Origin of the sequence: Streptomyces venezuelae ATCC 10712 (assembly GCF_008639165.1) — a bacterium.
In the GTDB taxonomy this organism is placed as follows: domain Bacteria; phylum Actinomycetota; class Actinomycetes; order Streptomycetales; family Streptomycetaceae; genus Streptomyces; species Streptomyces venezuelae.
The window spans coordinates 4816601-4842417 of sequence record NZ_CP029197.1; the positions used below are offsets into that span (position 1 = coordinate 4816601).

Sequence of the window (25817 nt, forward strand, 5' to 3'; positions counted from 1 at the left end):
GACCAGCCGGCCGGGGCGGAACTCATGAAGCAGCACGGGTGACCTCCACCTGTCCGATGCCGACCTCCAGGGAGAGGTCCAGGGTGCCCGCCGGGGTGGTCCCGGCCGGCGGGTTCAGCGTCCGGGTCACGTCCCGGTCCGGCGAGATGTCGATGTCGTTCTCCGGCTCCCCGGGCAGCCGCAGGTCGCCGAGGCCCACCTGGGCGTGCAGCTTGACCACCGCGCTCTTCGGGACGATCACCTTCAGCTGCCCGGCACCGACGTCCACCGCCGTCGACACGGTCTTGCCCGCCGGCACCGGCAGGGCCGAGAGATCAAGCGTGCCGACCCCGGTGCCCAGCTCGTACTGCGGCTGCACGGCGGTCACCGAAGCCGGCTTCCACGTCTCGCGGATCCACTCCGTGGTGATCTGCTGGGGCAGTGCCGTGACCAGTGCGAGGAGTCCCGCCGTCAGCACGGTGTGGAAGATCGTGCCGAAGCCGGTCCGGCCGAGGAAGCTGCTGACGACCAGGCCGAGGCCGAACACCGCGAGGGCGGCGGTCAGACCGGTCTGCAGGCTCGTGCCCAGCGGCTCGGTCTCCCAGGTCAGCGCGGTGCCGAGGACCGCGGCGACCATGGCGAGGAGGAAGACGAGACCGGCGATGGACCGAGGGCTCCGCCGGATGGAGGGCTTCGGCCGCTCGGGGCCTGAGGGGTCGGGCCCCCACTGGCGGCCCGGCTGCGGCACCTCGCCGTTCACCAGGCCGTCCTTGTCGACGATCCCGTGCGGTCCCCACAGGTAGCCGATGGCCACCTTGCCCGTCGAGCCGTCCTTGACGATCGGGTCCCGCCACCAGGAAGGGGACTCGACGAGCGGCGGGGCCTTCGTCTCGGGCGGGGCCTCGGCGCCCGCGAGGGACGGGGCCGTCGCGTCCGGCCGTCCCTCGGGCTCCACCGCACCGGTGTGCCGGCGCCGCGACCAGACCGCCGCCGAGGACAGCGCGAAGCCGACCAGGAGGGCGGAGCCCAGCATCGACCCGCTGTTCAGCATCGAGAGGAAGATGCCGCAGCCCACCAGGGCCATCAATATGGCGGCCAGCGTGGCACCCGAGACACGGCCGGTCAGCAGCCTGCGCCCCTCGTTCTCCTCCTCGCCCGCGAGCGGGATCAGCAGCCACGCGAAGCCGTAGAAGATCAATCCGATCCCGCCCGGCACGGAGAGCACGCCGATCACGACCCGGAAGACCACCGGGTCCAGGTCGAAGTACCGGCCGAGGCCGCCGCAGACACCGCCCACGACCTTGCTGCCGCGCGAGCGCCGCAGGGGCGGGGCGGAAACGGCCTCCGCCGGCGGCGGGGTCTCGTGCTGCGAAGGCATCGAACTCGTCATGCCTCCATGGTGACGGCCCGTGACTCCCCGCGGCACCGGGGCCGACCCTGGCCCGACCCTGATATTCGGCGCCCCGTTCTCCCCGAGGCGGTACCAGGGACGATCTCAGGGCCGACCCTGATGCCCCGGGCCTGCCGAACGTGTGACGATCGGTGCATGTCCGCAGCCGCTCGTGTCACCGAGACCGACGAACCGCCCGTGCGCAAGCTCTACCGGAGCGCCGACGGGCGATGGCTCGGCGGTGTCGCGATCGGCCTCGCCGGCCATCTCGGGCTGCCGGTCGTGTGGGTGCGCATGGCCTTCGTCGTCATGTTCTTCCTGGACGGCCTGGGTCTGCTGGTCTACGCGGCGTTCTGGATCGTCGTCCCGCTCGGTGTCGGCGGCCGGGCCACCCCCCGCCCCGTCTTCGAGACGACGCCCGACGGCCGCCGAAGACTCCGCAAGCCCGACCGGGGGCAGCTCTTCGCCCTCATCGTGCTCGCGGTCGGTGCCGCCGCGCTCGTCGGGAAGATCGCCGCCGACAACCAGTCCGGGCGGTACGTGTGGCCCCTGCTCCTCGTCTCCGGCGGTCTCGCCCTGGTCTGGCGCCAGGCGGACAACGCCCGTCGGGCCAGCTGGACCGACCCCGGCCGCCAGACGCGCGCCTTCCGGCTGGCCCGCGGCCTCGTCGGCGTCGCCCTGGTCGGCACCGGGCTCGCGGTCTTCGTGGTGGTCCGCGGCTCCGTCGCCCAGCTGGGCACGGCCCTCACCGCCGCCGTCGCGGTCCTCACCGGCATAGCCCTGCTCGCCGGACCCTGGCTGGTCCGGATGTCGCAGGACCTCACGGCGGAGCGGACCATGCGCATCCGCGCCCAGGAGCGCGCCGAGGTCGCGGCCCACGTCCACGACTCCGTGCTGCACACCCTCACCCTGATCCAGCGGAACGCCGAGGACGCGGGTGAGGTCCGCCGGCTCGCCCGCGCCCAGGAGCGGGAGCTGCGGAACTGGCTGTACAAGCCCGAGGGCACCGGCAAGGACAAGGACGAGGAGCCCGACACCCTCGCGGAGGCGGTGAAGCGGGCGGCGGCCGAGGTGGAGGACAAGCACGGGGTGCCCCTCGAAGTGGTCGTCGTGGGCGACTGCCCGCTCGACGAGGGCCTGGTGGCACAGATGCAGGCCGCGCGCGAGGCGATGGTCAACGCCGCGAAGTACGGTGGCGAGGGTGGGGCCGTGCAGGTGTACGCCGAGGTGGAGGGCCGGACGGTCTTCGTCTCGGTTCGCGACCGGGGACCCGGCTTCGACCTGGACGCGGTGCCCGAGGACCGGATGGGCGTACGAGAATCGATCATCGGCCGGATGCAGCGTAACGGCGGCACGGCCCGGCTTCGGTCCGTGCCGGGCGGGGGCACCGAAGTGGAGCTTGAGATGGAGAGGGCGGACGGATGAGCGACGAGACCGGTACGGCGACCGAGGCGGGGGCGGCGGGCACGGAGCGCCGGGTGCGGGTGGTCCTCGTCGACGACCACCGGATGTTCCGCACGGGAGTACAGGCGGAGATCGGCCGGACCGAGGTCACCGGGGTCGAGGTGGTCGGCGAGGCGGCCGACGTCGACCAGGCGGTCACGGTGATCACGGCGACCCGCCCCGAGGTCGTGCTGCTCGACGTCCACCTTCCGGGCGGCGGCGGGGTGGAGGTGCTGCGCCGCTGCGCGAGCCTGATGAGCGCCACGGAGGACCCGGTCCGCTTCCTGGCGCTGTCGGTCTCCGACGCCGCCGAGGACGTGATCGGGGTGATCCGGGGCGGTGCCCGTGGGTACGTGACCAAGACGATCACCGGAACCGACCTGGTCGACTCGATCTTCCGGGTCCAGGAGGGCGACGCCGTCTTCTCCCCGAGGCTCGCCGGATTCGTCCTGGACGCCTTCGCCTCGACGGACGCGCCGCCGGTGGACGAGGACATGGACCGGCTGACCCAGCGGGAGCGGGAGGTGCTGCGGCTGATCGCCCGTGGCTACGCGTACAAGGAGATCGCCAAGCAGCTGTACATCTCGGTGAAGACGGTCGAGTCGCACGTGTCGGCGGTGCTGAGGAAGCTCCAGCTGTCCAACCGCCACGAGCTGACCCGCTGGGCCACCGCCCGCCGCCTGGTCTGACCCGGTTCAGCCGACCCGGGTCGCTCCCGCGAAGGGCATCTCGTCGATGGGGGCGATCCGCACCGGGGCGCCGGGGCGGGGCGCGTGGATCATCTGGCCGCCGCCGATGTAGAGCCCGACGTGGCTGATCCCGGAGTAGAAGAAGACCAGGTCGCCGGGGGCGAGCTGGGAGCGGGAGACCCGTGGACCGGCGTTGATCTGGGTGTACGTGGTGCGGGGCAGCGAGACGCCGGCCGCGCGCCAGGCCGCCTGGGTGAGGCCGGAGCAGTCGTAGGCGGAGGGGCCCGTCGCGCCCCAGACGTACGGCTTGCCGAGCTGGGCGCGGGCGAAGGAGATGGCCTGGGCGGCCCGGGCGTTCGGGGCGGTCACCGGTCCGCGCTCGCCGCCTGAGGAACGGTCGGCCCGGGCCGGGGCCGAGCCGCCGGAGGCGTTCGTCCCGGTCGCGGTGCCGTGTCCGGCCGGCCTGCCGGAGCCGTCGCGGCCCGCCTCGGCGGCCTCGTAGCGGGCCCGTTCCTCGGCGGTCAGCCGGGCGAGCAAGGTCCTCGCGGCCTGGAGCTTGCCGAGGACGGCGGCCTTCTGTGTCCGCAGCTCCGACTCGTGGGCGCGCAGGGCGTCCAGGCGCTTCGTCGACTCGGCACGCAGCTGGCCGATCGCGGCGAGTTCCCGGCGTACGGCGCTCACGGCGGCGGCCTGCCGGTCCCCGGCCCGCGCGGCGAGCGCGGCCCGCTCCAGGTACTGGTCGGGGTTGGAGGTGAGGGCGAGCCGTACGGCCGGGTCGAGGCCTCCCGCGCGGTACTGGGCGGCGGCCATGGCCCCGAGTCCGTCGCGTGCGGTGTTGAGCCGCTGGGTCCTGCGGGCGGCCTCGTCGCGCAGCCGCTCGAACGCGGCGCGGGCCTCGTCGGCCTTCTCCTTCGCCCCGTTGTACCGCTCGGTGGCGACCTCGGCCTCTTCGTAGAGCCGGTCGACCTTCTCCTTGACCTGGGCGGTGGTCGGCCGGGGTTCCGCGTGTCCTGACCCCTCGAAGAGCGTCGCGGTCGCGGCGGAGGCGAGCGCGAGGGTGGCGGCGGTGCGGCCCGCCTGACCACCGAGGGGAGACTGCTTGGGTTTTCGGTGTGCTGCCACGCGGGCGGGTCACATCCTCTGCCGGGGGGATCGGGCCCACCGGGCCGGCGGCGGGCCGCACAGGGGAGACGGACCGCCGCCGGGTTTTCTCGGCGGGGGTGACCGACAACCGCCGGATCACCGGCGGTGGTGGGGAGCCGGCCACCTGGTGAAGGACGCTAGACCGGGGGTCACGCCCGCACGGCGGGTTGATCGTTATTGGCGACAGTTGACGATCGGGGACCGTTGTCTTTCGCGTGGGGTGACGGGCCGGGGGACATTCCGGCGGACGGCCGACCGAAGCGCGGGAGCGGGCGGACCCGGCCGAACGCGGGTGCCAAGGCCCCCGTTAGGCTCCGCCCCATGGACGTACTCATCAATGTCTTCGTCGCCCTGCACGTCATCGGTATCGCCTCCCTGCTGGGTGGATTCCTGACCCAGATGAAGGCGATGGGTGCCGGTACGGCCCGCTTCAGCCCCGCGATGCTGCACGGCGCGCTGACCATGCTGGTCACCGGCGTCGCGCTCGTCGGCCTGAACCAGGCGGACGACCAGACCGTCAACAACCTCAAGATCGGCATCAAGCTCGCGATCCTCGTCGTCATCCTCGGTCTCGTCTACGTCAAGCGCGACGAGGAGCGGGTCGACAAGGGCCTCTTCGCCGCCGTCGGCGGTCTGACCACGGCGAACATCTTCATCGCGACCCTCTGGACCTGAGCCGCCCGCCCGGCGGGCGCGGGCCGGTGTGACCCGTTCCGCACGCTGTGAGCAAGCCGGGTCCCGAAGCCGGGCCCGGATGTCGGTGGGGCGTCCTAGACTCGTGAGGCGATGAGCAGCCTCTTTGACGACAGCTTCCTGGCCGGCCTCCAGAACCACTCCTCGGAGGAGCCCCCGCCCCACCCCGAGGACGACGAGCACGGCGCCCCGGCCGTGGAGGACGTCCCGCACGACCTCTTCGGGGAGCACTTCGACGTGCCCCCGCCCGCCCGGGAGGCGTACTACCGCGACGGGGCCCACCGCCCCGCCGTGGACCCCGCCGCGCTCCTCGAGGGGCTGAACGAGCAGCAGCGCGCGGCCGTCGTCCACACCGACACCCCGCTGCTCATCGTCGCGGGCGCCGGCTCCGGCAAGACCCGGGTGCTCACCCACCGCATCGCCCATCTCCTCGGCACGCGGCACGTGCACCCCGGCCAGATACTGGCGATCACCTTCACGAACAAGGCCGCCGGCGAGATGAAGGAGCGCGTCGAGCAGCTCGTCGGCCCGCGGGCCAACGCGATGTGGGTGATGACCTTCCACAGCGCCTGCGTCCGCATCCTGCGCCGCGAGTCGAAGAAGCTCGGCTTCACCTCGTCCTTCTCGATCTACGACGCGGCCGACTCCAAGCGGCTGATGTCCCTGGTCTGCCGTGACCTGGACCTCGACCCGAAGAAGTTCCCGCCGAAGTCCTTCAGCGCCAAGATCTCGAACCTGAAGAACGAGCTGATCGACGAGGAGTCCTTCGCCGACCAGGCCGTCGACGGCTTCGAGAAGACGCTCGCCGAGGCGTACCGGATGTACCAGGCGCGGCTGCGCGAGGCCAACGCCCTGGACTTCGACGACATCATCATGACGACGGTCCACCTGCTCCAGGCGTTCCCCGACGTCGCCGAGCACTACCGCCGCCGCTTCCGCCACGTCCTCGTCGACGAGTACCAGGACACCAACCACGCCCAGTACACCCTCGTCCGGGAGCTCGTCGGCACCGGCTACGAGGACCTCGGCCCGGCCGAGCTGTGCGTCGTCGGTGACGCCGACCAGTCGATCTACGCCTTCCGCGGCGCGACCATCCGCAACATCCTCCAGTTCGAGGAGGACTACCCGGACGCGACGACGATCCTCCTGGAGCAGAACTACCGCTCCACGCAGACGATCCTCTCCGCCGCGAACGCCGTCATCGAGCGCAACGAGTCCCGCCGCCCCAAGAACCTGTGGACGAACGCGGGCGCGGGCTCGCAGATCACCGGCTACGTCGCGGACACCGAGCACGACGAGGCGCAGTTCGTCGCCGACGAGATCGACCGGCTCACCGACGCGGGCGAGGCCAAGGCCGGGGACGTCGCCGTCTTCTACCGGACCAACGCCCAGTCCCGCGTCTTCGAAGAGATCTTCATCCGCGTCGGACTGCCCTACAAGGTCGTCGGCGGCGTGCGCTTCTACGAGCGCAAGGAGGTCCGGGACGTCCTCGCGTACCTGCGCGTCCTCGCCAACCCCGAGGACAACGTCCCGCTCCGCCGCATCCTCAACGTCCCCAAGCGGGGCATCGGCGAGCGCGCCGAGGCCATGATCGACGCCCTCTCGCTGCGCGAGAAGATCACCTTCCCGCAGGCCCTCAAGCGGGTCGACGAGGCGTACGGCATGGCCGCGCGCTCGGCGAACGCCGTGAAGCGCTTCAACGCGCTGATGGACGAGCTGCGCACCGTCGTCGAGTCCGGCGCCGGGCCCGCCGTCGTCCTGGAGGCCGTCCTGGAGCGCACGGGCTATCTGGCCGAGCTCCAGGCCTCGACCGACCCGCAGGACGAGACCCGGATCGAGAACCTCCAGGAACTCGCCGCCGTGGCCCTGGAGTTCGAGCAGGAGCGGGGCGAGGAGCCCGCCACCCTCGCCGAGTTCCTGGAGAAGGTCGCGCTCGTCGCCGACTCGGACCAGATCCCGGACGAGGACGAGGAGGGCCGTGGCGTCATCACGCTGATGACCCTGCACACCGCCAAGGGCCTCGAGTTCCCCGTCGTGTTCCTGACCGGCATGGAGGACGGCGTCTTCCCGCACATGCGGGCCCTCGGTCAGGCGAAGGAGCTGGAGGAGGAGCGGCGCCTCGCGTACGTGGGCATCACGCGCGCCCGCGAGCGGCTCTACCTGACGCGTTCGTCGATGCGCAGCGCCTGGGGCCAGCCCTCGTACAACCCGGCCTCGCGTTTCCTGGAGGAGATCCCGCCCGCGTACCTGGAGTGGAAGCGGACCGGTCCGATGGTGAAGCCCGCCGGGCCGACCTCGGGGATCACCTCCTCGCTCTCGTCCTCCCGCTCGCGCTCCGGCCCCTCGGGCTTCGCGACCCGGCGTGCCGGGGAGAAGCCGGTGATCTCGCTCCAGGTCGGCGACCGGGTCACGCACGACCAGTTCGGGCTCGGCACGGTCATGACGGTGACCGGCGCGGGTGCGGACGCCCAGGCGACGATCGACTTCGGCGACGAGAAGCCGAAGCGGCTGCTGCTGCGGTACGCGCCGGTCGAGAAGCTGTAGCGGCACGGACGGCGTACGCGAGCGGGCCCCGGCTTCTTCGGCCGGGGCCCGCTCGCGTACGTGAAGGGCGAGGTCAGCTGGTGGGGTCGAGCCCGTGGCTGCGCAGCCAGGCCAGCGGGTCGATCGCGTAGCCGCCGCCCGGCCGGACCTCGAAGTGGAGGTGCGGGCCGGTGGAGTTGCCGGTGTCGCCGGAGTACGCGATGACGTCGCCGGCCTTCACCTGGCCGGAGCGGATCTTGGCGCTGCTGAGGTGGCAGTACCAGGTCTCGGTGCCGTCGGGGGCGGTCACGATGACCATGTTGCCGTAGGCGCTGTTGATCTGGGTGCGGACGGTGCCGTCGGTCGCGGCCATCACGGGGGTGCCGGTCCGCACGGGGAAGTCGATGCCGGTGTGCACGGACATCCAGTTGACGCCGGACTGGCCGAAGCGCGCGCTGAGCTGGTGGAGCTTCACCGGCAGCATGTACTTGGGACGCAGCGCCTCCTTGCGGGCCGCCTCCTCCTCGCGCTTCTTCTTGTCGGCCGCCTGGCGGGCCTTGAGGTCGATGCGCTCCTGGGTGCGGCTGGCGCGGTCGCCGAAGTCGCGGGCGTCTTCGCTGAGCGCGGCGAGCTGGGTGTCGAGCGCGTTGTTGGCGGCGACCTGCTTGACGGAGGCGGGGTCGGCGGCGGCGAGCGCGGTCGTGTCGTCCTTCTGTCCGGCCTCGGCGCCGCCGGTGAGTCCGCCGACGGAGGCGGCGGCGATGCCCGCGACACCCATGACGCAGGCGGAGGGGACGGCGACGGTCAGCAGCGCGGACCGCTTGGCGGGGGTACGGCGGCGGCCGCGGCTGCCGCCGGAGGAGCGGCGCACGGGGCGGCCGGCCACGGGGGAGTCCGTACGGACCTCGACGGCGGGCTGGTCGTCGTGGCCGTCGTAGGGGTCGGCGCTCTCGTCGTAGCCGTCGTAGCCCTCGTGGTCGCCGGCGAGGTCTTCGTCGACGGCGTCGTGGGCGGTGTGCTCGTCCTGGTCGGCGGCGTCGTGGGCTTCGAGGTCCGGGTGGGTCTCGGCCGCGTCGGCCTCGGCGCCGGGGACGTACTCGAACGCGAACTCCGCCGTGTGCTCGGCGCCCGGGGTGTACTGGTGGGGGACGACCGGCTCGGCCTCGGGGGCAGCCTGGTTCCACGCGGTGGCGTCGTAGGCGCCGGTGTCGGTCGCGAAGGCGGGGGCGGCCCACTGGCCGGTGGCGTCGTAGGACTCGTGGCCGTACGCGCCCTGCGCGGCGTAGGCGCCGGAGTGGACGGTCTCGTACTGGCCGGTGTGCTGGGCCTCGGTCCAGGCGGAGGCGTCCCACTGGCCGGTCGTGTCGTACGAGGCGGTGGCGCCGTACTGCGCGGCGGAGGTGTCGTACTGGCCGGTGGTGTCGTACGTGCCGGTCGTGGTCGCGTACGTGCCGGTGGTGTTCCACTGCCCGGTGGTGTCCCACTGACCGGTCGTGTCGTACGCCGCGGGGGTCTCGTACTGCGCGGTGGTGGTGGCGTACTGGCCCGTGGTGTCGTACTGCCCGGTCGTGTCGTACTGCGTGGTGTCGTACTGCCCCGTCGTGCCGTACGTGCCGGTGGCGTCGTACCCGCCGAGGTCCCACTGGCCGCTGTGGTCCGTCTGACCGTCGGCGTAGGCGCCGAAGAGCGGGTCGGTGGCGAAGCTGCCGGTGGTGTGGGCGCCGTCTCCGACGTACCCGGCGTGGGGGTGCTGGTCGTTCACCAACGTCTCTCTCGCCTCGGCAGCAGGACCAGTCCGGGGCGGGCCCGACGAGGGGTGTCCCGGGGGTAAGCAGTGGCGCGACTGTACCCGGCGGTACGCGCAGCGGACAATCTTCGGAGGGGTTTGGGCCCGTAGGAAACGGGCAATCGGCCGTGTTTCGCCAGCTCACGGAGAGAGCTTTGGCCTTGTGTTCGAGGAACGTTCGAAGAACGGTGTCGGAGTGTCACGCCACGGCGCCGGCGCCGGGCCCCTCCTCCCGCACCCCCGGGACCCCCGCGCCGCTCGCGTCGAGGGCCTCCCGGACCCCGGCCGCCACCGTGGGATGGACCGGCAGCGCGAGATGACCGATCCCGCTGACCCGGACGTTGTGCACCAGCAGGTCGGGGTGGTCCAGGCAGGCCGTGTCCACCGGCACCATCACCTGGTCGAGGTCGCTCCAGAAGCTCACGAACCGGGTACGGCAGCCGGGCGAGGGCGCGGCGAGCTCCCGCAGCACCTCCGAACCCGGCCGCATCTGCCGCACCAGCGGATGCGCGTCGGCGAGCCGGGCCACGGTGGTGCCGGAGTGCGGGGTGCCGAGCATGACCAGGGTGCGCACCCGGCTGTCACCGCCGAGACGCTGTACGTAATAACGGGCGATGAGCCCGCCCAGGCTGTGGCCGACGATGTCGACCTCGGCGTGTCCGGTCCGGGCGCGGATCTCGTCCACCCGGCGCCCCAGCAGTTCGGCGGCGGCCCGCAGGTCGCAGGTGAGCGGCGAGTAGTTGAGCGACTCGACGCAGTCACGGCCGCTCCGGGTGAGGGCACGGCGCAGCAGGACGAAGACCGAGCGGTTGTCCACGAAACCGTGCAGCAGGACGACCGGACGTCGGCCCGTCGGGCCCGCGGACGGGGAGGACGGTGAAGAGGGGGCGGCCGCGAGGCGCTCGGCCACGATCCCGGAGGGGTAGAGGACGAGGTGGCCGGTGAGGATCGCGATCTCGAGGGCGGTGGCCTTCATCAGGGCGGTGACCTTGGCGAGCTCCATGGCCGGACCTCCCGAACGGCACGGGGGGGCCGAACGGTACGCCGGTACGCCGCGCCCCCGCGCCGCACGGACGGCGGCACGGAGACGCGGCGACCTCGTCGCGGCTCCCTTCGCGACGGTGCCCCGCTTGCGGCTGGTGGGCCCAGGAGGAGGGCCCGGAAGCGGGGTACCACGCAGAGCGAACATGTCCCACGTGTGATTTCCCCCTCGCTCGTCACCGCGAAACGGGCGCGTGCGGGATGCTGGGGATAACGTTCGTTCACCTCCCCGGCAAAGACGCGCGGGGGTCGCATGTGGAGGCAGTGATGGGTGTGACCGGTCCGATCCGCGTGGTGGTGGCCAAGCCGGGTCTCGACGGCCACGATCGCGGGGCCAAGGTGATCGCGCGGGCACTCCGCGACGCCGGCATGGAGGTCATCTACACCGGCCTCCACCAGACGCCCGAGCAGATCGTCGACACCGCGATCCAGGAGGACGCCGACGCGATCGGCCTGTCGATCCTCTCGGGCGCGCACAACACGCTGTTCGTGAAGGTCCTGGAACTCCTCAAGGACCGCGACGCGGAGGACATCAAGGTCTTCGGTGGCGGCATCATCCCCGACGCGGACATCGCGCCGCTCAAGGAGAAGGGCGTGGCGGAGATCTTCACGCCGGGCGCGACCACCTCGTCCATCGTCGACTGGGTGAACGCGAACGTGCGCGTGGCCGCGTAAGCCGTTCCGGTCATCCTCCCGGTCCGCCCGCGAAGGGCCCTCCCCCTGCGGGAGGGCCCTTCGCCGGTTCAGGCTCCGATGAGCTCGGCGCGCATCGCCGCACGCAGCCGCAGCGTGGACACCAGACGCTGGAAGGCCTCCGACCAATAGCCGCCCGCACCGGGGGAGATGTCGTCGGCCTCGTCCGGACGGGCCGTCAGGGACTCCAGCTGCCGGGCCGCCTCCGGAGCGAGGCAGCGCTCCGCCAGCCCCATCACCCCGCTGAAGCTCCAGGGGTAACTGCCCGCCTCCCGCGCGATGTCGAGGGCGTCGATCACCGCACCGCCGAGCGGCTCCGCCCACGGCACCTCGCAGACGCCGAGCAGCTGGAAGGCCTCCGACAGGCCGTGGGCCGCGATGAACGAGGCGACCCAGCCCGCCCGTTCCTCCGGGGAGAGCGTCGACAGGAGCTGGGCCCGCTCGGCCAGCGACGAGGTGCCGGGACCCGTCGCGGGCGGGACCGCAGGGGAGCCGAGCAGCGCGCGCGACCAGGCCGCGTCCCGCTGGCGCACGGCCGCCCGGCACCAGGCCGCGTGCAGTTCGGCCTGCCAGTCGTCGGCGACCGGAAGGGCCACGATCTCCTCGGGGCCACGGCCCCCGAACCGGGGCGGCCAGCACGACAGCGGCGCCGCCTCGACGAGCTGGCCCAGCCACCAGGACCGCTCGCCGCGCCCCGCCGGTGGCGTCGCCACGAGACCGTCCCGCTGCATGGCCGAGTCGCACTCGTGCGGCGCCTCCACGACGACGGTCGGCGTGGACGCCGTCCGGTCGAGGCCGACACAGGTCACCGCCCGGCCCGCCATCCGGCCCGCGAGCGCCGAGTCGGGCAGCGCGGACAGCAGTTCGGCGGCGGTGGCGCGGACGTTCCGGCTGCGGTCGGCGAGCGCCTCTTCGAGGAACTCCTCGTCCGCGCCGGAGAGTCCGGTGCGCAGGGAGTCCAGGAACATCAGCCGGTCCTCCGCCCGCTCCACCGCCCAGGTGGAAGCGAGGAGGGCCAGACCGGCCGCCGGATCACCGGTCCGTACGGCGCCGAGCAGGGCGACCCGCTCGGCGAACAGGCCCTCGTCCCAGAGGGCCCGCACGGCCTCCTCGTCGCCGGTGTCCGGGAGGGAGCCGCCCGCGCCCGCTCCCCGGAGCGCGAACCTCCACTCCGGGTTCAGCCCGGCCAGCCACAGACCGCGCGGCCCGGCGAGCCGGAGCGCCTGGGGCCGGAGGTCCGTGCGCGCCCGGGCCGCGTCGAGCAGGGCGGGCAGGGTGGCGGCCGGGGCCTTGTAGCCGCGCTCGTTGGCGAGCGCCAGCCACTGCGGCAGCAGTTCGGCGAGGTCGGGGGCCGCGCCGCGCCGCCCGGCGGGCGAGGGCGCGGCCCGGCCGGCGAGGAGCTGTTCCAGCCTCCGCCGGGCGTCCCTGGGCAGCGGCGCCCGCGGGTCCTCGGGGGCGGGCGCCGGCGGGGGCGCGGCGGGCCCGGGACGCAGCCCCGCCCTGCGCCGTACGGTGTGGAGCGCGGCGGCGTCGAGCAGCGCCCCCGGTATCTCCGCGCCGGGTACTCCGGCGAGCAGGCCGGGCGCCCGCCGGTCCGTCCCGAGCAGGGCCGAGGTGACGAGCTGCTCCCAGACGTCGTCGGGGGAGACGGCCCGGCTGCCGTCCGGCTGGTCGTTCCGGCCCTGGTTCGGGGCGGCTTCGTCGTTCGCGGGGCCTTCGCCGTGAGCGGGGCCGTCGGCCGCGGTGGCGGCGGTCGCGGTGGTGGTGGCGGTGGTGGTCGCGTCGGCTGTGGTCGGCGCGGCCGGCGCGGCCGGCGTGGTCGGCGTGGGGGCAGTGGTGGTCACGGGCGGCGCGGTCGGCTCGGTCGCTGCGCGCGGGGCGGGGGCGGTGTCGGTGGACGAGGCCGGGGTCGGGTTCATCGGGGGCCTCCGGGCGGGCCGCGGGGCGTGGGCGGGGGTCATATGAGGGGGACCGTCTCTTCCGGGGACTCCAGGGACCAGGCGGCGAGGGGCGAGAAGCCCCGGTGGCCGCACTCGCCGAAGACCGTCACCGGGCCGCCTCCGGACAGGGCGACCAGACGCCAGAGCCCGGGCCGGGACTGGGCGGCGGGCGTCAGCGGCAGCGCCTCGCGGCCGTCCGCGTCGGCGAGCTGCCAGCCGTACTCCGCCCGCGCGGGGACGACCCGGCTCAGCGTCACCGGCCAGGACTCCAGCCACGGGTCCTCGCCCAGCGCACGGCCGTACGCGTCGAGGGCCGCGCCCACCGGTCCGCCCGGCGGCGGGGCCGTGGGGCCCGTGACCGGCACGAACTGCTCGCCCGGCTCCGCCCGCAGCTGACCGGAGCCCGCGTGCGGGGTCAACTCGCCGTCGAGCACCGCGCCCACCGGGAGCGCCAGCCGGGGCGCGCGGCCCCCCGCGCCGAAGGAGAGGAGGAGCGCGGTGCGGCCGCTCATGGTGCCGTGCAGCCAGATCCGCCGGGTCGTCAGCCGCGTGTCGGCCGCGTCGTACTGGGCGAGGACGAGCCAGTGGTCGCGCACCGGGAGGCCGGTGACCGGGGCGGGGAGGCCCACCCGGGTCCGTACGGTCGTGGCGAAGGGCGCGGGCAGCCGGTCGGCGGTCAGCCACGCCCGGTCCAGGAGGTGGGTCAGCGCGCACTCCTCCAGGAGCCGCACCGGCCAGCCGGGCCCCGAGCCCGGGATCGCGCCGAGCTCGCGCACGCGCCCCGCGAGCCCCGGCGCCTGGGCGTCGACCATCCGGGCCGCCGTCTCCTCCCACAGTCCGTACCCCGGCTGCTCGGCCGCCGCCAGGCCGCCGCGCAGCAGATCGGCGAGCCGCCGCTCCAACTCCTCGGCGCCCGAGGTGATCCGGGCGGCTCTCCGCTCGGCCCTGCGGCGCGCCGCCTCCGGATCGGCCGGGCCGCCGCCGGTGTCCCCCTCCGCCGCGCGGGCCGCGCCCGCCGCGCGCCCCCGGCGCGCGGCGAGCCACCGCTCGGCCCAGTCGGGCGCGGCGGAGTCCCCGATCGCGGTCTCGTCCGAGGCCTGGAGGAGCAGCAGTCCGAGCGCGTGCTTGCAGGGGAACTTGCGGCTCGGGCAACCGCACAGGTACGCCGGTCCCGTGGTGTCGACGACCGTGCGGTACGGCGTGGCGCCACTGCCCTCGCACAGGCCCCAGACGGCCCCGTCGCCGCGGCCCGTCCCCGACCAGGGCCCGGCCGTGCCGAGCCTGCTTCCCGCTCTGCGCGACGCCTCGTCAGGAGCCAGTGCCAGCACCTGATCAGCCGTCCGACGCACCCCCATGGCATTCATGTACCCGACGGTAGAGGCCGCCACTGACAACGCCTCTGGCCTGGGTGTTCGGGGGTGGTGGAGAGGCCGTGAAGGGGTTTGACTTGACCGTCCCTTTACGGTTCCCTGCGAAGGACCAATCGATCACGTGATCCCTCGCCCGCCCGAACCACCGGCCGGCCGACGCACTGATCCACCAGAACAGCTCCAGGGGAACACCGCAATGAAGCGCACCACCCGTACCGCCGTCTCGGCCTTCGCCGTCGCCGCGCTCGCCCTCGGCCTCGGCGCCTGCTCGGAGGCCGCCGAGAAGGCCGCCGACCAGGTCGACAAGTCGGTGACCGAGTCCTACGAGGTCACCTACGAGGTCACCGGCACGGGGATCGAGTCCATCGACTACCACGCCGGTGACGGCACCGCGATGGCACCGAAGGTCGAGTCGGAGAAGAAGCCGACCACGCCGTGGAAGAAGACGGTGAAGCTGAAGGGCATCATGCCGCCGGCCGTCATGCCGGTCTCGCTCACCCCCGCCGACCTCACCTGCAAGGTCATCTACCAGGGCAAGGTCATCAAGGAGTCCAAGGCCGAGCAGGCCATGGCGGGCGGCTGCGTCGCGGTCTCCCCGGTCGTCGGCTGACCCACCGCCAGAGGCGAGGAAACGAGCGTCCGTTGACTTCCCGTCACGGGCGCGGGGCCGAACCTCCGCCAGAGCACGGGCCGCTGACCGCCCGTCACCCCTCCCACCAGCCCTGACCAGCGCCGACATCCCGTTGTCAGTGGCATGGTGCACGGTGGATCACACAGCAGGTCGAACGATCTGGAGGGGGATCCATGCCCGTGCCCGAAACCATCGCGCAGCCCGGTTCCGGTGTCGACCAGGACACCGGACCGGGACGGCCGCGGACCGCGACCGAGGTCCTGCGGCCGCACGCCGAGCACGCCTTCGCCGACGAACTCGCCGCGCTCGCCGCCGCCGACGACCGGCCCCGCCCCGCCCGTTGGCGTCTCTCGCCGTGGGCCGTCGCCACCTACCTCCTCGGCGGCACCCTCCCCGACGGCACGGTGATCACCCCCAAGTACGTGGGGCCCCGCCGCATCGTCGAAGTCGCCGTCACCACCCTCGCCACCGACCGGGCGCTGCTCCTCCTCGGCGTCCCCGGCACCGCCAAGACCTGGGTCTCCGAGCACCTCGCCGCCGCCGTCAGCGGCGACTCCACCCTGCTCGTCCAGGGCACCGCCGGCACCCCGGAGGAAGCCGTCCGCTATGGCTGGAACTACGCCCAGCTCCTCGCCCACGGGCCCAGCGAGGACGCCCTCGTGCCCAGCCCCGTCATGCGGGCGATGGCCCAGGGCATGACGGCCCGGGTGGAGGAGCTCACCCGCATCCCCGCCGACGTGCAGGACACGCTCATCACCATCCTGTCCGAGAAGACCCTGCCCGTCCCCGAGCTGGGCCAGGAGGTGCAGGCCGTCCCCGGCTTCAACCTGATCGCCACCGCCAACGACCGCGACCGGGGCGTCAACGAACTCTCCAGCGCGCTGCGCCGCCGCTTCAACACCGTGGTCCTGCCGCTGCCCGCGAGCCCCGAGGCGGAGGTCGACATCGTCGCCCGCCGCGTCGAGCAGCTCGGCCGCTCCCTCGCCCTGCCGGCCGTCCCGGACGGGGCCGACGAGATCCGCCGGGTCGTCACCGTCTTCCGCGAGCTGCGCGACGGTGTCACCACCGACGGCCGGACGCGGGTCAAGTCCCCCTCGGGGACGCTCTCCACCGCCGAGGCCATCTCCGTCGTCACCGGCGGCCTCGCCCTCGCCGCCCACTTCGGTGACGGCGTGCTGCGCCCGGCGGACATCGCGGCGGGCATCCTCGGCGCGGTCGTCCGCGATCCGGCGGCCGACCGGGTCGTCTGGCAGGAGTACCTGGAGACCGTGGTCAGAGAGCGGGACGGCTGGAAGGACTTCTACCGCGCCTGCCGCGAGGTGAGCGCGTGACACCGCCGCTCGTCCTCGGGGTGCGGCACCACGGGCCCGGGTCGGCGCGCGGGGTGCTCGCCGCGCTGGAGGCGGAGAAGCCCGCCGCCGTGCTCGTCGAAGGCCCCGCCGAGGCCGACGCCCTCGTGGCCCTCGCCGCGGACCCCGACATGCGTCCGCCGGTCGCCCTGCTCGCCCATGCCGTGGACGACCCGGGGCGTGCCGCGTTCTGGCCGATGGCCGCGTTCTCGCCCGAGTGGGTCGCGATCCGCTGGGCCCTCGACCGCGGCGCCGCCGTCCGGTTCGTCGACCTGCCCGCCGCGTACAGCCTCGCCGCCGCCGACCCCACCTGGGACGACGGGGAGGACGAGGTGTCCGGGAGCGGGCTGCGGATCGACCCCGTCGCCGAACTCGCGAAGGCCGCCGGACACGAGGACGCCGAGCGCTGGTGGGAGGACGTCGTCGAACTGCGCGGCGACGGCGACCCCACCGCGCCGTTCGAGGCCCTCGCCGAGGCCATGGGCGCGCTCCGCGAGGCGTACGGGCACGGCGGCCATCCCCGCGACCTCGTCCGCGAGGCCCACATGCGGCTCCGGCTCCGGGCCGCCCGCAAGGAGTTCGGCGACGACGTCGCCGTCGTCTGCGGCGCCTGGCACGCTCCCGCCCTCACCCGCCGGACCACCGTCGCCGCCGACCGGGCCCTGCTCAAGGGCCTGCCCAAGGTGAAGGCCGAGATGACCTGGGTCCCCTGGACCCACCGCAGGCTCGCCCGCCGCTCGGGGTACGGAGCGGGGATCGACTCGCCCGGCTGGTACGGGCACCTCTTCGCCGCCCCCGACCGGCCCGTGGAGCGCTGGATGACCAGGGTCGCCGGACTCCTCAGGGCCGAGGATCACCTCGTCTCCTCCGCCCACGTCATCGAGGCCGTCCGGCTCGCCGAGACCCTCGCCGCCCTGCGCGGCAGGCCGCGGCCGGGCCTCGACGAGACGACCGACGCCGTCCGCGCCGTCCTCTGCGAGGGCTCCGACGTGCCGCTCGACCTCGTCCGGGACCGGCTCGTCGTCGGCGACGTCCTCGGCGAGGTCCCGGCCGGCGCCCCCGCCGTCCCCCTCCAGCGCGACCTGGCCCGCCGCCAGCGCACCCTGCGCCTCAAGCCGGAGGCCACCGAGCGCGAGCTCGACCTGGACCTCCGCAAGGAGACGGACGGCGAGCGGAGCCGGCTGCTGCACCGGCTGCGGCTGCTCGGCGTCCGCTGGGGCGAGCCGGTCGTCGGCCGCTCCGGCACCGGCACCTTCCGCGAGGCCTGGCGGCTGCGCTGGGAGCCCGAGCTGCACGTCCAGGTCGCCGAGGCCGGCGTCTGGGGCACCACCGTCGAGGCCGCCGCGACCGCCCGGGCCCGCTCCCGGGCCCTGGGGGCGACGGCCCTCGCCGACATCACCGCCCTCGCCGAGCACTGCCTCCTCGCCGGGCTCGGCGAGGCGCTGCCGGTCGTGATGCGGGCGCTCGCCGACCGCGCCGCGCTCGACACCGACGTGGCGCACCTCGCGCAGGCCCTCCCGGCCCTCGCACGCTCCCTGCGCTACGGCGACGTCCGCGGCACCGACACCCGGGCCCTGGCCGAGGTCGCCACCGGTCTCGCCGAGCGGATCTGCGTCGGCCTGCCACCCGCCTGCGCCGGGCTCGACACGGACGCGGCCGCCGCCATGCGCGAGCGGATCGACGAGGTCCACCAGGCCGTCGCGCTGCTGCCCGACGCCGCCGGGCCGACCGAGCGCTGGGCGGGGGTGCTGCGCCGCCTCGCCGACCGTGACCGGGTCCCGGGCGTCCTCCGGGGCAGGGCCACCCGGCTCCTCCTCGACGAGGGCCGGATCGCCGACGACGACGCCGCCCGGCTCATGAGCCGGGCCCTATCGCCCGGCACCCCGCCGCCGGACGCCGCGGCCTGGATCGACGGCTTCGTCGGCGGGGCCTCCGGCGGCGGGCTGCTCCTGGTCCACGACGAGCGGCTCCTGGGCCTGGTCGACGGCTGGCTCACGAGCGTTCCGCCCGGGGCGTTCACCGATGTCCTGCCGCTGCTGCGCCGCACCTTCTCCGGATACGAGCCGGGCGTGCGCCGCACCCTCGGCGAGCTGGTCGCACGGGGCCCGAAGGCAGGCGGCCCGGGCCACTCCGCGCCCGGCGTCCCCGGCTTCGCCGCCACCCTCGACCGGGACCGGGCGGATGCCGTACTGCCCCTGCTCCACCTCGTCCTCGGCACGGAGGTCCTCGTATGAACAGGAACGCGAGTACCAGCACCGGTCTGAACCCGAGCAGCGGCGACGAGCGGTTGCGCCGCTGGCGGCTCGTCCTCGGCGGCGGGGACGCCGACGGCACCGGGCGGGTCCTCGGCGGCACCGACGCCGCCATGGACGGGGCCCTCACCGCGCTCTACGGCCGCCCGAGCCACGGCGGCGAGCGCACCGGCCGGGACCGCTCGGCCGGACTCGGCGCCTCCGCGCCCTCCGTCGCCCGCTGGCTCGGTGACATCCGGACGTACTTCCCCAGCTCCGTCGTCCAGGTCATGCAGCGTGACGCGATCGACCGGCTCGGCCTCGCCGGCCTCCTCCTGGAACCGGAGATGCTGGAGGCCGTCGAGGCGGACGTGCACCTGGTCGGCACCCTGCTGTCCCTGCACAAGGCCATGCCGGAGACGACCAGGGAGACCGCCCGGGCCGTCGTGCGCAAGGTCGTCGACGACCTGGAGAAGCGGCTCGCCACCCGCACCCGGGCGACCCTCACCGGCGCCCTCGACCGCTCCGCCCGGATCAGCAGGCCGCGCCACCGGGACATCGACTGGGACCGCACGATCCGCGCCAACCTCGGGAACTACCTGCCGGAGCACCGCACGGTCGTCCCCGAGCGGCTCGTCGGCCACGGCCGGGCCGCGCGGGGGACCCGCAAGGAGGTGGTGCTCTGCATCGACCAGTCGGGCTCGATGGCGGCCTCCGTCGTGTACGCCTCCGTGTTCGGCGCGGTGCTCGCCTCCCTGAGGTCGATCGACACCCGGCTCGTCGTCTTCGACACCGCCGTCGTGGACCTGACCGACCGGATCGACGACCCCGTCGACGTCCTCTTCGGCACCCAGCTCGGCGGCGGCACCGACATCAACCGCGCCCTCGCCCACTGCCAGTCGAAGATCACCCGCCCCGCGGACACCGTCGTCGTCCTCATCAGCGACCTGTACGAGGGGGGCATCCGCGACGAGATGCTGAAGCGGGTCGCGGCGATGAAGGCCGCGGGCGTCCAGTTCGTGGCGCTGCTCGCCCTGTCGGACGAGGGCGCCCCGGCGTACGACCGCGAGCACGCGGCGGCGCTCGCCGCGCTCGGCGTCCCGGCCTTCGCCTGCACGCCCGATCTCTTTCCGGAGGTGATGGCCGCGGCCCTGGAGAAGCGGCCACTCCCGATACCCGTGCCGTGAGCCCGGTGCCGTGAGCCCGGTCCCGGCGCCCCGGCGTCCTCGGCGCCCCGGGCATCCCCGGCGCCCCGGCGTCCCCGGGTGCGGAATCCGTCGTCCCGGGGCCACCCGCACGGGTGCCACGGGCCGCACTGAGTCCCATATCACACCGCCCCCGGACCGGCCCTCACCCGCTTCCCCGGCGCGTCGTGAGGGGTCGGGAGGCCATGCGCCGCCTGCCGCGTCCGCCCCGGGCCCCCGCCCCCGGCCCCCTACGGACGGCCCCTTCGGTCCTACGGCCTGTGACCCGTATCACCGCTCCGTTGTGATCTGCGATTTAGGGACCTACGTCCCTCAGGGATAACCTGCGAGACGGACATGCCGCGTCCACGGACACCGTGTACGCCTCCCTTGTGACAGCGCAGTCACGTTGCCCTCCGCGGCACGCCCACGCAGACAACGAACCGCGATCATCAGAAAAGGGACGGACGCGCGTGGACCTGTTCGAGTACCAGGCGAGGGACCTCTTCGCCAAGCACGGAGTACCGGTGCTGGCCGGTGAAGTCATCGACACGCCTGAGGCCGCGCGCGCCGCGACCGAGCGCCTCGGCGGCAAGTCCGTCGTCAAGGCGCAGGTGAAGGTCGGTGGCCGCGGCAAGGCCGGCGGCGTCAAGCTGGCCGCCGACGCGGACGAGGCCGTCGCCCGCGCGACGGACATCCTCGGGATGGACATCAAGGGCCACACGGTCCACAAGGTGATGATCGCCGAGCTGTCCCCGGAGATCGAGGCGGAGTACTACGTCTCGTACCTCCTCGACCGCACCAACCGCACCTTCCTGGCCATGGCCTCGGTGCAGGGCGGCATGGACATCGAGGAGGTCGCGGAGAAGACCCCCGAGGCCCTCGCGAAGGTCCCGGTCAACGCCAACGACGGCGTCACCCTGGAGAAGGCCCGCGAGATCGTCGCCCAGGCGAAGTTCCCGGCCGACGTCGCCGAGGGTGTCGCCGAGGTCCTGGTCACCCTGTGGAAGACCTTCGTCGCCGAGGACGCGCTCCTCGTCGAGGTCAACCCGCTGGTGAAGACCAAGGACGGCCGCATCCTGGCGCTGGACGGCAAGGTCTCGCTCGACGAGAACGCCGACTTCCGTCAGCCCGAGCACGAGGCCCTCGAGGACAAGGCCGCAGCCAACCCGCTCGAGGCTGCCGCCAAGGCCAAGAACCTCAACTACGTCAAGCTCGACGGCGAGGTCGGCATCATCGGCAACGGCGCCGGCCTGGTCATGTCGACCCTGGACGTCGTCGCGTACGCCGGTGAGAACCACGGCGGCGTGAAGCCGGCCAACTTCCTCGACATCGGTGGCGGCGCCTCCGCCGAGGTCATGGCGAACGGCCTGGAGATCATCCTGGGCGACCCGGACGTCAAGTCCGTGTTCGTCAACGTCTTCGGTGGCATCACCGCCTGTGACGAGGTCGCCAACGGCATCGTCCAGGCCCTCGAGCTCCTCGCCTCCAAGGGCGAAGAGGTCACCAAGCCGCTGGTCGTGCGCCTCGACGGCAACAACGCGGAGCTGGGTCGCAAGATCCTGTCGGACGCGAACCACCCGCTCGTGCAGCGCGTGGACACCATGGACGGCGCGGCCGACAAGGCCGCCGAGCTCGCGGCTGCGAAGTAAGGGACGAGGTCAGAACACCATGGCTATCTTCCTGACCAAGGACAGCAAGGTCATCGTCCAGGGCATGACCGGTGCCACGGGCATGAAGCACACCAAGCTCATGCTGGGTGACGGCACCAACATCGTCGGTGGCGTGAACCCGCGCAAGGCCGGCACGACCGTCGACTTCGACGGCACCGAGGTCCCGGTCTTCGGCTCCGTCGCCGAGGCGATGAAGGAGACCGGCGCCAACGTCTCGGTCCTCTTCGTCCCGCCGGCGTTCGCGAAGGCCGCCGTGGTCGAGGCGATCGACGCCGAGATCCCGCTGGCCGTCGTCATCACCGAGGGCATCGCCGTCCACGACTCCGCCGCCTTCTGGGCGTACGCGCAGGCGAAGGGCAACAAGACCCGGATCATCGGCCCGAACTGCCCCGGTCTCATCACCCCGGGCCAGTCCAACGCCGGCATCATCCCGGGCGACATCACGAAGCCGGGCCGCATCGGCCTGGTCTCGAAGTCCGGCACGCTGACGTACCAGATGATGTACGAGCTCCGTGACATCGGCTTCTCGTCCGCCGTCGGCATCGGTGGCGACCCGGTCATCGGCACCACGCACATCGACGCCCTGGCGGCCTTCGAGGCCGACCCGGACACCGACCTGATCGTCATGATCGGTGAGATCGGCGGCGACGCCGAGGAGCGTGCGGCCGACTTCATCAAGGCCAACGTCACCAAGCCGGTCGTCGGCTACGTCGCGGGCTTCACCGCGCCCGAGGGCAAGACCATGGGCCACGCCGGCGCCATCGTCTCCGGCTCCTCCGGCACCGCCCAGGCGAAGAAGGAGGCCCTTGAGGCCGCGGGCGTCAAGGTCGGCAAGACGCCGACCGAGACGGCCAAGCTGGCGCGCGCCATCCTCGCGGGCTGAATCAGCGCGTAGCGCGGCAGCGAGCCGTACGAGAGGGCCCCGCCCCCACTGCCCGGTCACCCGGGCGGGGGCGGGGCCCTCTCGCGTACCCGCGGAGCTACTCGGCCGTCGGGACCAGCCGCTCCGGGCCCGGGTTCGGTTCGGCGCGCAGCCTGTCGCGGAGCTCCACGTCCTCCGGGCGGAGCTTCTGCGGGCCGCCGCGCACCGGGACGCCGTTGACGGTCTCGCCGGGGGCGTTCACCGGGATGTACCGGGTGGGGGCGGTGGCCGCCGTGAAGCCGGTGACGCCGATGAGGACCGCCGTCACCCCCAGCACCGCGCGCGTCCAGGTGCGGGTGCGCCTCTCGCTGCCGGTCCGGACCGCGCGGGCCGCGGGGAGGGTCGCCGTGGGTGCCTCCGTGACCAGCGCGCTCAGCCGCCGGTGCAGGGCCTCCGGCTCGGCCAGTTCGGGCACCCGCTTGCCGAGCACCGTCCGCGCGTGCAGCAGCCGGTTGGCGGCGGCGGGGGTGCTCGCCTCGGTCTCGGCGGCCGTCTCCGGCAGGTCGAGGCCGAGCCCGTCGTAGAGGAGCACGGTACGGCGGTAGGGCGGCGGCAGTTCGAGGAGCGCGGTGAGCAGCGCCCGCCGGTTCGCCTCGGTGGGCGGGGCGTCGGGGTGCTTGTGGGCGCGTCGCAGCCGGTGCCAGGGGGAGAGGGCGTACTCGTACGCCGTCGCCCGCACCCAGCCGACCGGGTCCGGGTCGACGGCGACCTCGGGCCAGTGCTGCCAGGCGTGGTGGAAGGCGTACTCCACGGCCTCCCGGGAGAGCCGCCGGCGGCCGGACAGCAGATACGTCTGGTGGACGAGGCCGGGCGCCGCGTGCGCGTACAGCGCGTCGAAGGCCTCTTCGGGGGTGAGCCCCGGTACGGCGGGGAGTCCTGGGGCGGCGGGCCGGACCGGTTCGGGAGCCGGAGCCTCGGCCGCCACCGGTTTCAGCCGTTCCTGCGGCCTCGGGTCGGCCCTCCGGGCCGGGGCCGGGGCCGGAGAGGGGGCCTTCGGCGGCTTGGCGGCCCGCTTGGCCGCCGCCCTGGGCCGGACGTCGGCCGGGGGAGCGGGAGCCTGCGCCCGTACGGGTGACGGGGACCGCGGCTTCGCGGGCTTCTCGGCCGCCGGGGGCCTCTCGGCCGCCGCCGGTTTCTCGGACGCCGCCGGCGACGCCGACGACACGGCCGGGTTCTCCGTGGACGGCGGCCCGTCCGGCTCGAAGCTGCCGAGCAGCTTCGCGTACGCCTCGCGTTTGCGGCCGCGGGGGGCCGAGCGCCCGGTCTCCCACGACCTGACCGTGGCCTTCGTGACGCCCATGGCCTCGGCGACCTGCTCCTCGCTCAGGGCGAGGGCCTCTCGCAACCTGCGCCGCTCCTTCGGGGTCGGCAGGGTGACGGAGGATGCGGAATCCGCGGTGCTCCGGCTCATCGGCGTCGACCTCCCGCAGAGCTTCTCTGGGCGGAAAAGTACATAAGCGTATCTTGAGCGACACAACGGAGGTTTGCCTGTTACGCGGCAAAAGCGCGTGTCGTTGGCAGCATGACCCCGTGACCCATGTGACCGAGCACCCCCTGGTCCACGGCGGTCGTTCCGCCGCGCTCGCCACCGCCTGCGTCCGGGGCGGGGTCGCCGCCGGACTCGGCCTCGGCGCCCTCGCGGTCCTGGTGACCGCGGCGTGGATCAGCTCCCCGTACCCCGACGGCGGGCCCGGCGGCGCCCTGCACCTGGCCGCCGGGCTCTGGCTGCTCGCCCACGGCGTCGAGCTCGTCCGCACGGACACCCTGTCGGGCCTGCCCGCCCCGCTCGGCGTCGTCCCGATGCTGCTGTCCGTGCTCCCCGTCTGGCTGGTCCACCGGGCCGCCCGCGACACCCTCGACGCGGACGACGAGGGTCTCCGGCCGCAGACCTCGCCGAGCGGCGCCGTCGCGGCGGTGGCCGGGGGATACCTGCTGGTCGCGGCCGTGGTCGTGGTCTACAGCGAGAGCGGACCGCTGGCCGCCGACCTCGTCACCGCGGGACTCTGGCTGCCCGCCGTCGTCGTCGGCGCGGCGGCGGCCGGCGTCTGGACGGCCCTCGGGCGCCCGCTGCCCGGACAGCGCCAGGCCGCCGTCGCCCTGCGCGCGACGGGGCTCGGGCTCGTGACGCTGTCGGCCGGCGGCGCGGTCGCCGCGGCGGTCTCCCTCGCCTGGCACGCGCGCGAGGCGCAGGCCGCGTACGCGGGCATCGCGGGCGAGTGGTCGGGCCGGGTGGCGGTCGTGCTGCTCGTCCTCGCGCTGCTGCCGAACATGGCCGTGTGGGGCGCCGCGTACGGACTCGGGCCCGGTTTCACGCTCGGGACGGGTGCTCTGGCGACCCCGCTGGGGCTCGTCGGGGACCCGGCCGTGCCGCCGTTCCCGCTCCTCGCCGCGCTGCCCACCGAGGCGCGCGGTACGTGGGTGCACGGGGCGATCGCGGCGGTCCCGCTCGCCGCCGCCGTGTTCCAGGGCGGCCGGGTGGGACGCGCGGCGCGGAGCTGGACGGCCAGGGACACGGCGCTGGCCGCACTGGGCGCCGCCTGGGCCTGCGGGGCGGCCGTCGCCGTCCTCTCGGCCGCGGCGGGCGGTCCGCTCGGCACCGGGCGGCTCTCGGTCTTCGGCCCGGTGTGGTGGCAGACGGGCGCGGCGACGGTCCTGTGGGGTGCCTGCGTCGGCGTCCCGGTGGCCTTGGGGGTACGGGCCTGGGGCCGCCGGGTACCCCGCCCGAAACCGCTGCCCGCGCCCGCGCCCGGGGCGGCGGGGGGTGTGGCCGTGGCGGGCCCCGCGGCCGGTCTCGTCCCGTCCGCGACGCCCGCTCCGGAGGAAGGGTCCCGCCCGGACCCGGCGGCCGGAGCGGCCGGGCAGGTCGGCGCGGATCCGGCCGCCGAAACCCCGGCAAGCACAGGCACGGATCCGGCAGGCACGGGCACGGGCGACGCGGATTCCGGCGCGGCCCGGCGCGACGCGCACGTCCCGTACGACGCGTACGACTCCTTCGGACCGTACGGCGACGGCGGCTTCGAGCCGTACGACTACCTCCCGGCGGCCTGGGAATCCGGCCCGCCGGCCCCGCCGATTCTCCCGGCCCCGCCGACTCCCCCGACCCCGGCCGTCCCGCCGCCCCCGGACCGGTCCTAGCG

At 74.0% G+C, this 25817-nt stretch carries 19 protein-coding genes; 12 read left to right on the forward strand and 7 right to left on the reverse strand.

The features are described 5' to 3' along the window. Positions 1 to 22 precede the first annotated feature (22 nt). A complete protein-coding gene (locus tag DEJ43_RS22395; protein WP_015035656.1) occupies positions 23 to 1369 on the reverse strand; it encodes a PspC domain-containing protein in 1347 nt (448 codons plus the stop codon). 156 nt (positions 1370 to 1525) lie between these two features. Here DEJ43_RS22395 and DEJ43_RS22400 point away from each other — a divergent pair, with 156 nt between their 5' ends. Together DEJ43_RS22400 and DEJ43_RS22405 are read left to right on the forward strand one after the other, a co-directional pair. Next, entirely contained in the window at positions 1526 to 2794 is a 1269-nt protein-coding gene (locus DEJ43_RS22400; protein ID WP_015035657.1) for an ATP-binding protein, read from the forward strand. Beyond that, the gene (locus DEJ43_RS22405; RefSeq protein ID WP_015035658.1) at positions 2791 to 3501 is read left to right on the forward strand and encodes a LuxR C-terminal-related transcriptional regulator; all 711 of its coding nucleotides are present in this window, start codon (positions 2791 to 2793) and stop codon (positions 3499 to 3501) included. Before DEJ43_RS22400 ends, DEJ43_RS22405 begins: the two co-directional genes overlap by 4 nt. Positions 3502 to 3507: 6 nt before the next feature. Here DEJ43_RS22405 and DEJ43_RS22410 read toward each other — a convergent pair whose 3' ends face one another. Then, complete coding sequence (locus tag DEJ43_RS22410; RefSeq protein WP_015035659.1) at positions 3508 to 4623, reverse strand: C40 family peptidase; 1116 nt, start codon at positions 4621 to 4623, stop codon at positions 3508 to 3510. Between the two features lie 342 nt (positions 4624 to 4965). Here DEJ43_RS22410 and DEJ43_RS22415 point away from each other — a divergent pair, with 342 nt between their 5' ends. Further along, the gene (locus DEJ43_RS22415; protein ID WP_041662782.1) at positions 4966 to 5319 is read left to right on the forward strand and encodes a hypothetical protein; all 354 of its coding nucleotides are present in this window, start codon (positions 4966 to 4968) and stop codon (positions 5317 to 5319) included. 111 nt (positions 5320 to 5430) lie between these two features. Further along, entirely contained in the window at positions 5431 to 7881 is a 2451-nt protein-coding gene (gene pcrA, locus DEJ43_RS22420) for a DNA helicase PcrA (protein ID WP_015035661.1), read from the forward strand. A 73-nt stretch (positions 7882 to 7954) separates the two neighbouring features. Here the strand turns inward: pcrA and DEJ43_RS22425 are convergent, their stop codons facing one another. Both DEJ43_RS22425 and DEJ43_RS22430 read right to left on the reverse strand, forming a co-directional pair. Further along, positions 7955 to 9625, reverse strand: coding sequence for a M23 family metallopeptidase (locus DEJ43_RS22425; RefSeq protein WP_015035662.1), 1671 nt, complete (start codon positions 9623 to 9625; stop codon positions 7955 to 7957). 220 nt (positions 9626 to 9845) lie between these two features. After that, positions 9846 to 10649: a lipase family alpha/beta hydrolase gene (locus tag DEJ43_RS22430; protein ID WP_015035663.1), complete on the reverse strand. Its 804-nt coding sequence runs from the start codon at positions 10647 to 10649 to the stop codon at positions 9846 to 9848. Positions 10650 to 10954: 305 nt separating this feature from the next. Between DEJ43_RS22430 and icmB the strand changes: the two genes are divergently transcribed. After that, on the forward strand, positions 10955 to 11362 hold the full coding sequence (icmB, locus tag DEJ43_RS22435; protein WP_015035664.1) for a coenzyme B12-dependent isobutyryl CoA mutase small subunit: 408 nt from the start codon (positions 10955 to 10957) through the stop codon (positions 11360 to 11362). Between the two features lie 68 nt (positions 11363 to 11430). Here the strand turns inward: icmB and DEJ43_RS22440 are convergent, their stop codons facing one another. Continuing rightward, complete coding sequence (locus tag DEJ43_RS22440) at positions 11431 to 13299, reverse strand: DUF5691 domain-containing protein (RefSeq protein WP_233447975.1); 1869 nt, start codon at positions 13297 to 13299, stop codon at positions 11431 to 11433. 38 nt (positions 13300 to 13337) lie between these two features. Beyond that, positions 13338 to 14684: an SWIM zinc finger family protein gene (locus DEJ43_RS22445; RefSeq protein WP_233447976.1), complete on the reverse strand. Its 1347-nt coding sequence runs from the start codon at positions 14682 to 14684 to the stop codon at positions 13338 to 13340. Between the two features lie 202 nt (positions 14685 to 14886). Here DEJ43_RS22445 and DEJ43_RS22450 point away from each other — a divergent pair, with 202 nt between their 5' ends. The 6 genes from DEJ43_RS22450 to sucD all read left to right on the forward strand — a co-directional run bounded on the left by DEJ43_RS22450 (position 14887) and on the right by sucD (position 22641). Next, positions 14887 to 15300: a hypothetical protein gene (locus DEJ43_RS22450; RefSeq protein WP_015035668.1), complete on the forward strand. Its 414-nt coding sequence runs from the start codon at positions 14887 to 14889 to the stop codon at positions 15298 to 15300. A gap of 194 nt (positions 15301 to 15494) precedes the next feature. After that, on the forward strand, positions 15495 to 16652 hold the full coding sequence (locus DEJ43_RS22455; RefSeq protein WP_015035669.1) for an ATP-binding protein: 1158 nt from the start codon (positions 15495 to 15497) through the stop codon (positions 16650 to 16652). Beyond that, positions 16649 to 18904, forward strand: a complete 2256-nt coding sequence (locus DEJ43_RS22460; protein WP_015035670.1) for a DUF5682 family protein — start codon at positions 16649 to 16651, stop codon at positions 18902 to 18904. The genes DEJ43_RS22455 and DEJ43_RS22460 overlap by 4 nt, the downstream gene beginning before the upstream one ends. Next, positions 18901 to 20088 carry a VWA domain-containing protein gene (locus DEJ43_RS22465; RefSeq protein WP_015035671.1) on the forward strand — a complete coding sequence of 396 codons (1188 nt, stop codon included), beginning with the start codon at positions 18901 to 18903 and terminating at the stop codon, positions 20086 to 20088. Before DEJ43_RS22460 ends, DEJ43_RS22465 begins: the two co-directional genes overlap by 4 nt. Before the next feature lie 470 nt (positions 20089 to 20558). Beyond that, complete coding sequence (gene sucC, locus DEJ43_RS22470) at positions 20559 to 21737, forward strand: ADP-forming succinate--CoA ligase subunit beta (protein ID WP_041662784.1); 1179 nt, start codon at positions 20559 to 20561, stop codon at positions 21735 to 21737. A gap of 19 nt (positions 21738 to 21756) precedes the next feature. After that, positions 21757 to 22641 carry a succinate--CoA ligase subunit alpha gene (gene sucD / locus DEJ43_RS22475; protein ID WP_015035673.1) on the forward strand — a complete coding sequence of 295 codons (885 nt, stop codon included), beginning with the start codon at positions 21757 to 21759 and terminating at the stop codon, positions 22639 to 22641. Positions 22642 to 22738: 97 nt separating this feature from the next. On the opposite strand, the gene DEJ43_RS22480 is transcribed toward sucD, so the two are convergent. After that, the gene (locus tag DEJ43_RS22480; protein WP_015035674.1) at positions 22739 to 24091 is read right to left on the reverse strand and encodes a sigma factor-like helix-turn-helix DNA-binding protein; all 1353 of its coding nucleotides are present in this window, start codon (positions 24089 to 24091) and stop codon (positions 22739 to 22741) included. Between the two features lie 119 nt (positions 24092 to 24210). Between DEJ43_RS22480 and DEJ43_RS22485 the strand changes: the two genes are divergently transcribed. Further along, positions 24211 to 25815 (forward strand): cell division protein PerM, encoded by a 1605-nt coding sequence (locus tag DEJ43_RS22485; RefSeq protein WP_181399452.1) that lies wholly within the window; start codon positions 24211 to 24213, stop codon positions 25813 to 25815. Positions 25816 to 25817 lie beyond the last annotated feature (2 nt).